The following is a 12,871-nucleotide window of genomic DNA, read 5'->3' as shown; positions in this document are numbered from 1 at the left end:
GCCTTTTCAGATGGAAATCATACCGTCCGACGTCATTAAGACACTTCCGAAACAGGAATTTTCGCTCGTTTTTCAAAAGGTAAAAGAGATGGAGAAAACGGGAGCTCAGATCATTAACCTCGGGCAGGGGAATCCCGATCTCCCCACACCGCCGCATATCGTTGAAACATTGCGGGAGGCTGCGCTGAATCCTTCGTATCACGGATACGGCCCGTTCAGAGGCTATCCGTTTCTGAAAGAAGCCATCGCGGAATTTTATGAGAGAGAGTACGGGGTATCGGTCAATCCGGAGACAGAAGTCGCGCTGTTCGGCGGAGGGAAAGCTGGTTTGTACGTTTTGACGCAATGCCTGCTGAACCCCGGCGATATCGCCTTAGTCCCGAACCCCGGCTACCCTGAGTATTTATCGGGCATTACAATGGCCAGAGCGGAGCTGCATGAGATGCCGCTTCATCCGGAAAACGGCTATTTGCCGGATTTTGAGCGGATTGATCCCGCCGTCCTGAAAAAAGCCAAGCTGATGTTTTTGAATTACCCGAATAACCCGACGGGCGCGACTGCAGATCAGGCGTTTTATGAAAAAGCGGCAGCGTTTGCAAAAAAACATGACATCCACCTTATTCACGATTTTGCATACGGCGCGTTCGAATTTGATCAGAACCCGGCCAGCTTTCTTCAGGCAAAAGAAGCGAAAACGGTCGGCGCGGAGCTTTATTCATTTTCGAAAACCTTCAATATGGCAGGCTGGAGAATGGCATTTGCCGTGGGAAATGAAAAAATCATTCAGGCGGTCAATGAGTTTCAGGATCACGTCTTCGTCGGCATGTTCGGCGGTCTTCAGCAGGCGGCAGCGGCGGCGCTGTCAGGAAATCCTGAGCATACCGAGCGTCTGAAGCGCACATATAAAGAACGGATTGACTTTTTCACGGCGTTATGTGAAAAGGAATTAGGCTGGAGCATTGAAAAACCGAAAGGGACTTTTTATGTATGGGCTGAAATTCCGAATGAATTCGAGTCTTCACACCAGTTTTCGGACTATCTGCTGGAGCATGCCCATGTTGTCGTGACGCCCGGCGAGATTTTCGGCAGCGGCGGAAAGCGTTATGTCAGAATATCAATGGTGGCCAAGCAGGGCGATTTGAGGGAATTTGTGGTGCGGATTCAAAAGCTCGGTTTGTCCTTTCCTTCATTACAAGAAACATCCCGCTGAGAGCGGGATGTTTTTATTATATGCTTTTCATGCTGCCGCCGTCGGCTGACACTTGCTGTCCGGTAATATAGGAGGCTTCTTCAGAGGCAAGAAAGGCAGCCAGCGCCGCGGTTTCTTCCGCAGTTCCGACACGCTTCATCGGGACGCCTGATGCAATCCGTTCTTCCGCTTCCGCTTTAGAAATGCCGTTTTGCTTCATGACATTCTTCACGAATTGGTGATAACGGTCTGTGGCGATAAACCCGGGATTCAGACAGTTGACAGTAATGTGAAAAGGCGCAAGCTGAATGGCGATGTTTTTGCTGGCATTAATTAAAGCGGCGTTCATCATGCTGTTGGTAAACATATTGGCGCCGGGTTCTTTCCATAGGTTTCCGACGATATTAATGATTCTGCCGAATTCGTGCTGTTTCATGATTGCTGCGGCCGTTTTCATAGAGTCGATATAGGCGATCGTTTTATTCGTAAAGGTATTTGTCATATCCTCTATATCACAGTTTTCAAAGGTATCCGGCGAGCCGCCCGGAATGTTGTTGATCAATACATCAAGCCGTCCGCATTGTGATCTGATCTCTTCAAAAATGCCGGCTCTTGTCTTCTGGTCCGACATATCCCCGGCCAGAACGGTGACGCCCGCATCCGGATGTTTGGCGAGGATCTCTTCTTTTACCGATTCGATATTTTCGGGAACTCGTGAATTAATGACGGTATGAAAGCCATTGTCCGCCAGTTTCAGAGCGATCGCTTTGCCGATCCCCTGACTGGCTCCCATAATAAACGCGGTTCTTTTTGACAACTGTCTGCACCCCTTTACCAAAATGGAATCTCCTTTACATCGTAAAAAAAAATGATAAAAATAGCAAATTTTATTTAAATTCTGACAAAGAAAAAACCCGCCGGACAGGCGGGTGGGTGGGTGTTACACGTGCAAAAACTTCGGAAGCGTGTCGAGGGACAAGCGGTTTCCGACAAAAAATGAACCGAATTCGCCGTAGCGCGCGCTGACTTCATCAAAGCGCATTTCGTAAACAAGTTTTTTGAACTGAAGCACATCATCGCTGAAGAGCGTGACGCCCCATTCGTAATCGTCAAAACCGACAGATCCCGTGATAATCTGTTTGACTTTGCCGGCATAGCTCCGTCCGATCAAGCCGTGGCTTCTCATCAGGTTTCTGCGTTCATCCATAGAAAGCATGTACCAGTTGTCATTGCCGCTTCTTCTTTTATCCATCGGATAGAAGCAGACGTATTTCGCTTCAGGCAGCTCAGGATACAGGCGGGCGCGGACATGCGGATTTTCATACGGATCGCCTTCTCCGCTTGCGAGGTAGTTGCTCAGCTCAACCACGGACACGTAAGAATAAGCCGGGATTGTAAATTCAGCAAGCTTTGATTTGTTAAATTCAAGCTCGATTTCGTTCAGCTCTTCCATTGTCGGGCGAAGAATCATCAGCATGAAATCAGCTTTCTGTCCGACGATGCTGTAGATGGTTTGCGAGCCTTTGCCTTCTTTTTGGGCGACGCCCCATTTTTCAAGCAGTCCCGTAAATTCGTGAATAATCGACAGGCGCTCATCGCTGGATAACATTTTCCATGACGTCCAGTCCATTGTGCGGAAATCGTGAAGCGCGTACCAGCCGTCAAGCGTTTGGGCGGCTTCGTTCGTTTTTTGCTGCTCACTCATGTATCTTCACTCCTATATCTTTTCATTGATGCCTTCACTATATCACAGTTTAACCGTTTCGGCTGTGGAGAAACCTTGAATAATCCGAAGCCTTGTGTCAGAAAATAAGCCGTGAAACAAACCGTCAATTAAATTAGTTAGAAAAATAAGATTTCTTTTTGAAAGCGCTATAATGGAAGTTGGTTATTTGAATTTAGCTGGAAGAAGAGTATGCTGTAAAAGTAAGCGTTTTTTGTCAACATAGAGGAGGGTATATCGTGGCAGATTTATTTACAAAAGTACAAGAAAAAGTCGCAGGAAAAGATGTGAAAATCGTATTTCCTGAAGGGTTGGACGAACGTATCCTGGTTGCGGTCAACAACTTGGCGGGCAACAAGGTATTAAAGCCGATCGTAGTCGGCAATAAAGAAGACATTCAAGCAAAAGCGAAAGAATTAAATCTTACGCTTGACGGCGTGGACATTTTTGACCCGCATACATATGAAGGCATGGAAGAACTCGTTCAGGCTTTCGTAGAACGCCGCAAAGGCAAAGCGACGGAAGAACAGGCCCGCAAAGCTTTGCTGGACGAAAACTATTTCGGCACGATGCTTGTGTACAAAGGTCTCGCAGACGGACTTGTCAGCGGAGCTGCACATTCTACTGCTGATACGGTGCGCCCTGCACTGCAAATCATCAAAACAAAAGAAGGCGTGAAAAAAACATCAGGCGTCTTCATCATGGCCCGCGGTGACGAGCAATATGTATTCGCTGATTGCGCGATCAACATTGCCCCTGACAGCCAGGACCTTGCCGAAATCGCCATTGAAAGCGCCAATACGGCTCAAATGTTTGACATTGACCCGCGCGTTGCAATGCTCAGCTTCTCTACAAAAGGATCAGCGAAATCAGACGAGACGGACAAAGTGGCTGAAGCCGTGAAAATTGCGAAGGAAAAAGCGCCTGAGCTTACGCTTGACGGCGAATTCCAATTCGACGCTGCATTTGTGCCGTCTGTCGCGGAGAAAAAAGCGCCGGACTCCGACATTAAAGGAGACGCGAATGTATTTGTATTCCCAAGCCTTGAAGCAGGAAACATCGGCTACAAAATCGCTCAGCGCTTAGGCGGCTTTGAAGCGGTCGGACCGATTCTGCAAGGATTGAATATGCCTGTAAACGATCTTTCCAGAGGATGTAATGCGGAAGACGTCTACAATCTTGCGTTAATTACGGCTGCTCAAGCGCTGTAATCCGCAAAATGCCGGCCTTTATGAGGGCCGGCATTTTTTTATAGAAAGAACGTCACTGCGGCCCAGCCGAACAGGGACAAACAGAGAGAACCGATCAAGCCTGCTGCGAGCGCGCGCCAGCCGTTATGACGAAACGCCGATATATGGACTTTCAAACCGAGACCCGCCATCGCCATGCCGATTAAAACATAAGACACTTGAACAAGAAACGCGGAAAACGAGGCTGAAATAACGCCTGATGTATGGATGGCGCTCATTCCGAGAAATCCGAAGATAAACCAAGGGATGGGGAGCGAAGCGGCAGAAGCCGTCTCTGACTTTCCGCTGCGGCGCGCCCGCATTCCGAGCATGAATGCGGCCGGGACGAGCAGCGCGACCCGGGTCAGTTTGACGATGACCGCCATCTCGACAGCTGCTTTTCCTCCGGCGCTGCCGGCCGCCGCCGCATGCGCCACCTCGTGAAGCGTTGCCCCGCAAAAGGCTCCGTAAGCCGCAGGAGAAAAGCCTAATCCATGATAAGCAAGAGAATATACAACAGTAAAAATGGTTCCTAATAACGAAACGGCGGCCGCGCTGATGGCGGCTGCGTTTTCATTTGATCTGATCTGCGGCGCGATCGCGGCAATGGCAGCCGCTCCGCAGATCGCTGTGCCGCAGGCTGTCAGCGTGCTGAGTGTCTGATCTATACGGAACAGCCGGGACAGTCCGTATACAACGGCACCCGCAAACATCATACAGCAGACGGCAATTGCAAATACGTGCCAGCCCGCATGATAGATATCCGCCAGATTCAGTCTCATGCCAAGCAGGATGATGCCTGCTTTCAGCAAGTATTTGCTTGAGAACGCGATCCCCGGCTCTAATGCCGCCCGCTGTCCGAATACGGCGCGCCAAAGCATGCCGATCAGCATTGCAAGGACAAGCATTCCGAGCATTTGCAAAAACGGCAGGCGGCTGACGTAGAAAGCCGCAAACGCAATTCCTGCGGTAACTGAAATACCTTTTACCATCTTCATCTCAGTCACTTCCCATTATCTTGATAACTCCACTTTACTGCGGTCTTAATCATTAGTAAAATATATTTATATGATCTAAACGATTAGGAAAAATAATGATTAGGGGCGATGCTTTTTGTATTATGGGGAACTGAAAACATTCATTGCCGTCGTGGAAGAAAAAAACTTTACAAAGGCGGCGCAGAAGCTGATGATTTCTCAGCCGAGCGTCAGCCTCCACATTAAAAACCTGGAGAAAGAATTTCAAACCGCTTTGCTGAACCGCTCTCCGAAGCACTTTACGACTACGCCGACGGGGGACATTCTCTATCAGCGCGCCAAGCAGATGGTCTTTTTGTACGAACAGGCGAAATCCGAAATTTACGCCCATCATCATTATGTCAAAGGGAAGCTCAAAATAGCCGCGAGCTTTACCATCGGCGAATATATTCTGCCGCCGCTTCTCGCAAAGCTTCATAATGAGTATCCCGAGCTGAACCTGGACGTCATGATCGGAAACACGGAGGAGGTCAGCGAAGCGGTTCGGATGCTTCAAGCCGATATCGGATTAATTGAAGGGCATACGGGGAAAAACGAGCTTGACATTCAGCCGTTTATGGAGGATGAATTGTGCATTGCCGCACCGAACGGACACCCGCTCGCCGGCAGAAAAAACATCCCGGCTGCCGAATTGCAAAATCAAGCGTGGGTGACGAGGGAGAAGGGTTCGGGAACGAGGGAATATTTAGACCACGTTCTTCAATCAAACGGACTGCGGCCGAAATCCATGATGACGATCAGCAGCAACCAGGGCGTCAAAGAAGCCGTGATCAGCGGAATGGGTCTTTCCGTTCTGTCAAAAAGCGTGGTGCAAAAGGATCTGCTTCACGGCAGCATTTCCGTGCTTGAGATAAAAGGATTCTCCTTAAAACGGAAACTGTCTATCATCCAATCTTCCATTATGGAGAACACAAAAAACAAAGAAATCTTCATCGCACTTTTGAAAAGCCAATTTCAATCATCTCAAGCGGAGTGATATAATAAATGCATAGAAAGCCTATGACGAAAGGGATTTAATATAGATGGGAAAGCAACCGATTGATTTACTGATGCAGCCGAGCTGGAGAATCATTGACCAATCCAGCCTCGGCCCTTATTTTGATGCGAAGCAGTCATTCGCAATGGATGATACGCTGTGCGCCTCCGTAGGCAAAGGGGAATCGCCTGCGACGGCACGCTCCTGGGTGCACCACCGGACGATCGTGCTCGGCATTCAGGACACGCGCCTGCCGTTTTTAGAGGACGGCGTGAAATTGCTGGAGGACGAAGGCTACCGTGTCATTGTCCGCAATTCCGGAGGCCTCGCCGTCGTACTGGACGAAGGCGTATTGAATATCTCGCTTATTTTTGAAGACGAGAAAAAAGGCATCGACATCGACAGAGGCTACGAGGCGATGACAGAGCTGGTGCGGCGGATGCTGCGTCCGCACAATGCCGAAATTGAAGCATATGAAATTAAAGGATCGTACTGTCCGGGCAGCTACGATCTCAGCATCGGCGGCCGAAAATTCGCGGGAATCTCACAAAGACGCCTGCGGGGCGGAACCGCGGTTCAGATTTACCTCTGCGCCGATAAAAGCGGAAGCGAACGCGCCGATCTGATCAGACGTTTCTATCAAGCCGCTTTAAAAGACAAAAGCAACGATACAAAAGGCGTATATCCCGATATCCGGCCCGAAACGATGGCTTCATTAAGCGAATTGCTGCAAACGGACATTACCGTGCAAGACTTAATGCTGGCGCTTTTGACCGAACTGAAGGAACTCAGCGGCCGCCTGTATGCAGCCGGATTATCGCCGGAAGAGGAAATGGTATTTGAAAAAAATCTGACCCGAATGCTGGAACGGAATGAGAAGGTGTTCGGCACGGAGGAAAGCTTGGACTGAGTCCGGGCTTTTTTGCTTTTTGGTAATTATATACTATTTAGTTATAGTAAAAAAGGAGTGTTATACCAAAACTAGTTTACATTATATACCTTATTTGATTAATATATTTATGTAGGTTCCAAATAATTCTATAAACTGAAGGAGATGGAGATATGAACTTTAAAAAAATAAAAGAAGAAAAAAGAATCACGATCCCGACACATTTGTTAGCCGGAGATGCGGAACAATCAGGCAATTCTTTCGCTTGGAGCGGCTGGGTGCTTGTAGTGCCGAGCCAAGAAGACAATCAAAACCCGAATTTAAATTTCTCTGATTTAGCCGCTCAAAAGTAGGATAATCACTGTTTGGAGCCTACACATCTGAGACGAGGCGGTGAGAGTGTGACACAAGAGTATATAACAGAAATTAAGCGGGGAGCACTGTCATGGATTGTTAAAAATATCCATTATTTTGATATGAATCATAAAGTAGCGAGTGATTTCAGGTGGCGCCTTAAAACATTTATAGAACTCATTTTTCTTACCAATTACCTGATCAGAAATCAGGCAGATGATAAGGAAGTTGCTGTTTTAACGGAGTTTATTACAGAAAGGCTCCATAATGATCAGCTTGAAGAATTTATTCATTTTGATCCGGACGGTCTCGCCGGATTGGCTATTGCGGGTGAATTTCTTACCTTGACTGATCATCCGTCACGGGCTTTGGTGATATGGGAGCTGGAAAAATTCACGGCAGCACGTTTTGATTGCAGCCTTGCTAAAATTCCCTTTCGGAAAATGGATCTGAAGTACAGTCTGCAAAGAGCAGGCGTAACCTCGGAAATAACGGATTTTTCTGACTTATATCACTACACAGCAGCTGGTCAGGATGTCCCAAATACATATATGACGGATCATGATGCGTACAGTATCACTCATACGATTTTTTATATAACAGACATGGGATGTTCTTCGCTTACGGATAAAGAGTATCATCTGCCGTCCTTAAAAGAAAAGGTCCTGAAATTTCTCGGGATCTATATCTGTCTTGAGAATTTAGATATTACCAGTGAATTATTGATGTGCAGCTCTTTTTTACATATCGACATGGATAAGGACAACCATAAACCGCTCTATGAAGCAGCCTGGAATAAAATCTATCAGGGCCGAATGAAAGAGGGGAATGTCCCGAGCGTCACCTATCAACATAAACCCGGTTTGAAAGGTGAACAGCGAAGAGAAGATGTGTTTAAACATTGCTATCATACAACACTTGTCGCCGCGGGTGCCGCGCATGCCTGTCTTAGAGCAGAAAGGAACGATTAACTTGAATAGATTAGCTGAAGAGACAGATCAATTTTTATTATCTTTTGCTGAACAATCGCTTCCGGATCAAAAGAGCATTCAGCTGTTTGCCGGCTTCTGCAAGTACTACAGGAAGACGAGCCATTCTTCCGCTGTAAAAGAACATACTGAAAGGATTGCCTCCGCTTTCGTTGATAAGTCATGCTGGGAAGATCTGTTTCACTGTAACACGGCCATTGTCAATGAGTTGATTCATATCTATTTAACGGCAAAAGCTTATAAAAAGAAGCAGGGAATGGATTCGGATGATCAGGTCATACGTCACGGATTGCAAAACGGCTATCTTATAAAAAAAGAATGGCCTTATTTTAAATACGCCGAATTCGTCGGTTTGCTGAGCGAGCTGGGATTGTCAACTGACCATGAAAAAGTGCGCTTTTACAAGAATTCGATGTTTCAGCCTTTGCTCCATGACGCATGGAAAAGAACAGCTGAAAACGAGCTGGAGTTTGTCGAGTACTGTCTTCTTCATTTAGATCAGGGAGAGCATCTGCTTCATCCCGGCTTGAAGGCTTCCATTCAAAAATGGCTTGTATTTTGTCTCGGCAACCGAAAAATGAAACAGCTGTGCAATATGTTATTTATCCAATCGTGTATCGATCCATTTTTTTATGGCTGTCAAGCGGCTCTTCATCATATAAATAACGAGAGTCCATCCATTCATTGTGCTCCGGCTCTTCTGCCGGCGATTGAGATTCTGAATCTGGAGTGTGGAACATGCGGATAGTCAAGGAACATTTTAATATAAAAAAAACAGAAGAATGGCTGCTGGGTTTTTGGAAGAACATTCAGCTGCAGCCGGAAGAAATAGAAGCAGATGATCTCATGCACCTGTTTTGCGGTTTAGCGGCATGTCATCACTTTGAAAAAAGAAAGGATACAGAAGAAGTCATTCTATTCTTAGACCGTTATTTTGGAGAAAAAACGCACGAATGCCATCCGGTCCTGTTCGCGTATGCGTATCATGTGTACCGCAGGATAGATGCCGCAAAAAGCATCTTTTTTCATAACGGACTTGAACAAATGGTCCGCGGTTTACAAGAGGAACTGAAATCACAGCCTTCCTCTATGATCCTCATGGTATTAGGGGCTTATTTTGGGGCGGTGACTCCGGAAGAACTGATCGTGTTCTTAGAAACCGGGATGAAACGTGAGGCCGATTTGCTCATGGCACCGGGCGGCATTCAGGAAGAACAGGCGGATGCCCTTTATGCCGTCACTTATTTGCAAATGAAAGAATTGCAGCCTTTTCTCACGGAATGGTACAAAACATCAGACTTTGCTTTTTCAGGTTTAATGTTAGCCGAGTGCAGAAAGTATCACATTGACGCCGTTGCAAAATACACAGCCATTATGAAATTTCTCCAATTCGATGAGGCGCTTTTTATACGGGAAGGGCGGGAATTTCTACGCTTTCAGCAGCGAAGCAGCGGGAGCTTCGGTTATTTGAACCCATTAGCGATGGACCAAGGGGCGGTCAGCGGCAAATTGCTGGCCCGTCAATATTTCCTGCCGTCCGCTCATTATGCCGCCGCCTCTCTGTCTATGCTGTAATGTCTCTCTTTTGAAAGACGGAAAAAGAAATCAATAAACAAATAAGAAAGTAGATCGCTATAACCGTCATGGAATAGGGGATGTTTAACGTTGAAATCGCATCACCCGCGCTTTTATTTACATAAGCAACGAGATTTAAATGCGGAAAGAGTGTAAATTTATACCATGTAAATTGGGCAAGCAAATCAGTTCCGCCCAATATACTGCCGGCAAACAGCAGTAAAATGGATAAGCAAAGGGAGAGCGCCTGGCTTTTGCACAATACTGACAAAGTGAACGCAATGGTGACAATACTTATAATTGATATGAAACGCAAAAGCAGAATGATTCCGGATGCTTTGATTGAACTGATGGTATACAGACTGTCATTTAAATGAGTATAGACGAGCGGATATGAAGCATTGGAAAAACCGAATAACACGCCGCCGATCAGCAAACAGCTCACACAGTAAAATAAGTAAACCATGCCGGTAAACAGAAGAGACGCCAGAAATTTCGATGTTAAAATCCGCCATCTTCGGTTCGGGCTTGTAGCGATAAACTTAATCGTCCCAAGGGCAAACTCTTTAGAAACAACCCCGCTGACGGTTAAAATTGCGGTTAAGCTTACGAAAATCTCAAGCCCGTTTGAAGTAACCGTGCCGAAAAACCTCCAGCCGTTCCATTCATAAGGGTTGATGTTATGCTCCAAATAATAGTCTTTATTCTTAACATCAGCAGAATAATAAACGCCTGTCGTTTCAGCCGGTTTATCAATTTCTTCCTGTTTTTTTTCGGCGAGAAGCCGTTCTTTCCAATTGTTATCCGAGGAAGCATCTAACTCATGATTCATAATAAGGCCGGCCAGCAAAACGATGAGAAACAGGAAAAAAAGAGATAAAAGTGTGCCTTTTTTTCGGGTTATTTTTATGAATTCGTTCTGCGCCAGATGAAATATGCTCATACCGCGTCCTCCTGATCTGTAATCATCATGTATTTCTCTTCCAATGACAAAGTTCTTGCAGAAACGCGGGAAATCAGAATCTCTTTCTCTGCCAAAGATTTAATGACATACGGGATGGTATCTTCTTCCGCTTCCAATTCAATGATGCGGCTGTCTTTTTGCTGTACTTGAAGAATACCGTCCTGCTCTAATATTTCTTTCGCCCTTGCCGGATGATCGACCGTGACGGTAAACAGCTTTTTCTGACCAAGGTCATGTCTGTTCTTCATGTCTTCAATTCCTAAAATCCGTCCCTTTTTAATATAGGCAACCCTATCGCAAATCTCCTCCATTTCCGACAATAAATGGCTTGATAATAAAATAGAAACCCCTTGCTTCGCTAAATCGGAAAGAATGGTGCGCAATTCTTTCATACCTTTAGGATCGAGGCCGTTCATCGGTTCATCCAGAATTAATAATCCGGGATTGTGAAGAAGAGAATAAGCGAGCCCCAAGCGCTGTTTCATACCTAATGAGAAATGTTTCACTTTTTTGCGGGCAGCCTGCTCCAATCCGACTTTTGCAAGGGTATTCATAAGCTCATCCGTTCGCAGCGAGGTGCTGCGCAGTTTAGTAAAATATTTTAGGTTTTGCAAAGCGTTCATATTCGGATACATATCCGGGCCTTCAATGATAACCCCGATATGTCTCATAAAATATTCAAAGTCGCTGTCCGGTCTGCCTCTGAATGAAATGGCTCCTTCTGTTTTTTTAATAAGCTGTACGATCATTCTGAAAATAGTGGTTTTTCCTGAGCCGTTCGGCCCTAAAAGGCCGAATATCTCGCCTTTTCTCACATCGAAAGAAATTGACTGTACAATAGGGGTATGATTGATTGTTTTAGAGACATCTTTTAATAACAGGGCTGGTTCAGTCATGATATTTGCACACCTTCCTTATGATTTAGGGTAAAAGCCGTCAAAACCGAAGAACATGCTTCCGATCAGGCCGGCAACGATTAAAATGAGAGCAATGCTATACCACATTTTTCGATTCAATGGTTTCCCTCCTTACAACGCTGACATTCCATTTGAAATAGCGCAAAAAGATGCGGAATATCAGTTTCGAAAGATCAAATCCGGCCATAAACACCGCCATACCCGCTCCAAGAACCATACATCCGTTAAAAATGGCTGTTACAATCGGCACTTTTACAAGGAGAAAGAATGATCCGGTCATCAGCATCAGGCCGATCGCCATCAAACTTAACACCGCAACAGAGGCAAAAAGAAACGGTGTCAGCATAAACATGAAGTTGAACATGCCCATCCCCAGCATCAGGCCGAATGCTTTGAAAAAGGAGCGCCATGTTTTCTGCTCCTCGGCATCACTGATGAAAATATCCGCTTTTAAGGCGCGCGCAAGTGTTTTGGGGTTTCCTAAATTGCCCGCGATTTGTTCATCGCTTTTTCCTTCAGCGCCGCCCATTTGGAATATTTCGCCGATATCGGCCAGTATCTCTTTTTGCTCACGTTCCGGCAGATCTTTTATTTCCCGCCGGAGATGTTTTAAATATTGGTCTTTACACATTCATTTTCCCTCCTTAATGATGCTGTTCACTTTTTCGGACAGGTCAAGCCATTCCGATTTTAATGTTTGATGATAAAAGGCGCCTTCTTCTGTTACTTTGTAATATTTGCGTGATGGGCCTTGATCGGAAGCTGCTGTATACGTTTTTAGGTAGTTATTTTTTGTGAGTCTTCGTAATATGGGGTAGATGGTGCCCTCCGATACAGGGAACGTTTCACTTATGATCTTGATTAATTCATAACCATATAAATCTTCATAAAGAAGCAGGGACAACACGCAAAGTTCCAACGCTCCTTTTCGTAATTGGCTACTCATTTACTATCATTCCCATCATATCTAATAATTGTATTCTCTATACAGTGTATTGCACAGTAGCTAATCGATCAATAATTCCCAAG

General features: G+C 45.8%; 15 protein-coding genes. 8 read left to right on the top strand and 7 right to left on the bottom strand.

The annotated features are described in order from the left end of the window. The first annotated feature begins 10 nt into the window (after positions 1–10). The gene (locus G4O42_RS18185; RefSeq protein WP_032875852.1) at positions 11–1,210 is read left to right on the top strand and encodes a transaminase BacF; all 1,200 of its coding nucleotides are present in this window, start codon (positions 11–13) and stop codon (positions 1,208–1,210) included. Positions 1,211–1,226: 16 nt separating this feature from the next. Here the strand turns inward: G4O42_RS18185 and bacG are convergent, their stop codons facing one another. Continuing rightward, positions 1,227–2,006, bottom strand: a complete 780-nt coding sequence (bacG, locus tag G4O42_RS18180; protein WP_007407669.1) for an NADPH-dependent reductase BacG — start codon at positions 2,004–2,006, stop codon at positions 1,227–1,229. 123 nt (positions 2,007–2,129) lie between these two features. Then, on the bottom strand, positions 2,130–2,894 hold the full coding sequence (gene hemQ, locus G4O42_RS18175; protein WP_003151011.1) for a hydrogen peroxide-dependent heme synthase: 765 nt from the start codon (positions 2,892–2,894) through the stop codon (positions 2,130–2,132). 257 nt (positions 2,895–3,151) lie between these two features. On the opposite strand from hemQ, the gene pta reads away from it, so the two are divergent. Beyond that, positions 3,152–4,123 carry a phosphate acetyltransferase gene (gene pta, locus G4O42_RS18170; protein WP_003151012.1) on the top strand — a complete coding sequence of 324 codons (972 nt, stop codon included), beginning with the start codon at positions 3,152–3,154 and terminating at the stop codon, positions 4,121–4,123. 38 nt (positions 4,124–4,161) lie between these two features. Here the strand turns inward: pta and G4O42_RS18165 are convergent, their stop codons facing one another. Beyond that, the gene (locus G4O42_RS18165) at positions 4,162–5,139 is read right to left on the bottom strand and encodes a YeiH family protein (RefSeq protein ID WP_045555059.1); all 978 of its coding nucleotides are present in this window, start codon (positions 5,137–5,139) and stop codon (positions 4,162–4,164) included. Between the two features lie 115 nt (positions 5,140–5,254). Here G4O42_RS18165 and G4O42_RS18160 point away from each other — a divergent pair, with 115 nt between their 5' ends. The 6 genes from G4O42_RS18160 (at position 5,255) to G4O42_RS18135 (ending at position 9,961) form a co-directional block, all read left to right on the top strand. After that, positions 5,255–6,154 carry a cysJI operon transcriptional regulator CysL gene (locus G4O42_RS18160; RefSeq protein ID WP_007614474.1) on the top strand — a complete coding sequence of 300 codons (900 nt, stop codon included), beginning with the start codon at positions 5,255–5,257 and terminating at the stop codon, positions 6,152–6,154. A 46-nt stretch (positions 6,155–6,200) separates the two neighbouring features. Continuing rightward, positions 6,201–7,064, top strand: coding sequence for an octanoyl-[GcvH]:protein N-octanoyltransferase (gene lipL, locus G4O42_RS18155; RefSeq protein ID WP_032875859.1), 864 nt, complete (start codon positions 6,201–6,203; stop codon positions 7,062–7,064). Positions 7,065–7,216: 152 nt separating this feature from the next. Then, complete coding sequence (locus G4O42_RS18150; protein ID WP_003151018.1) at positions 7,217–7,396, top strand: hypothetical protein; 180 nt, start codon at positions 7,217–7,219, stop codon at positions 7,394–7,396. Positions 7,397–7,444: 48 nt separating this feature from the next. After that, positions 7,445–8,368: a DUF6895 family protein gene (locus tag G4O42_RS18145; RefSeq protein WP_032875862.1), complete on the top strand. Its 924-nt coding sequence runs from the start codon at positions 7,445–7,447 to the stop codon at positions 8,366–8,368. After that, positions 8,337–9,134 (top strand): hypothetical protein, encoded by a 798-nt coding sequence (locus tag G4O42_RS18140; protein WP_032875865.1) that lies wholly within the window; start codon positions 8,337–8,339, stop codon positions 9,132–9,134. The genes G4O42_RS18145 and G4O42_RS18140 overlap by 32 nt, the downstream gene beginning before the upstream one ends. Next, complete coding sequence (locus tag G4O42_RS18135) at positions 9,125–9,961, top strand: hypothetical protein (RefSeq protein WP_032875868.1); 837 nt, start codon at positions 9,125–9,127, stop codon at positions 9,959–9,961. Before G4O42_RS18140 ends, G4O42_RS18135 begins: the two co-directional genes overlap by 10 nt. Here the strand turns inward: G4O42_RS18135 and G4O42_RS18130 are convergent. The 4 genes from G4O42_RS18130 to G4O42_RS18115 all read right to left on the bottom strand — a co-directional run bounded on the left by G4O42_RS18130 (position 9,951) and on the right by G4O42_RS18115 (position 12,788). Beyond that, on the bottom strand, positions 9,951–10,904 hold the full coding sequence (locus G4O42_RS18130) for an ABC transporter permease (protein WP_007407660.1): 954 nt from the start codon (positions 10,902–10,904) through the stop codon (positions 9,951–9,953). The genes G4O42_RS18135 and G4O42_RS18130 overlap by 11 nt on opposite strands. Further along, positions 10,901–11,821: an ATP-binding cassette domain-containing protein gene (locus tag G4O42_RS18125; protein ID WP_032875871.1), complete on the bottom strand. Its 921-nt coding sequence runs from the start codon at positions 11,819–11,821 to the stop codon at positions 10,901–10,903. Before G4O42_RS18125 ends, G4O42_RS18130 begins: the two co-directional genes overlap by 4 nt. A gap of 97 nt (positions 11,822–11,918) precedes the next feature. Continuing rightward, complete coding sequence (locus G4O42_RS18120; RefSeq protein WP_032875875.1) at positions 11,919–12,473, bottom strand: HAAS signaling domain-containing protein; 555 nt, start codon at positions 12,471–12,473, stop codon at positions 11,919–11,921. Further along, positions 12,474–12,788 carry a PadR family transcriptional regulator gene (locus G4O42_RS18115; protein WP_007614461.1) on the bottom strand — a complete coding sequence of 105 codons (315 nt, stop codon included), beginning with the start codon at positions 12,786–12,788 and terminating at the stop codon, positions 12,474–12,476. It abuts the gene before it with no gap. Positions 12,789–12,871: the final 83 nt, after the last annotated feature.

It is taken from the genome of Bacillus sp. LUNF1 (genome assembly GCF_011008975.1).
GTDB lineage: Bacteria > Bacillota > Bacilli > Bacillales > Bacillaceae > Bacillus > Bacillus velezensis.
Note: the sequence above shows the minus strand (reverse complement) of the source record. Positions and strands in the feature narration are given on the sequence as shown.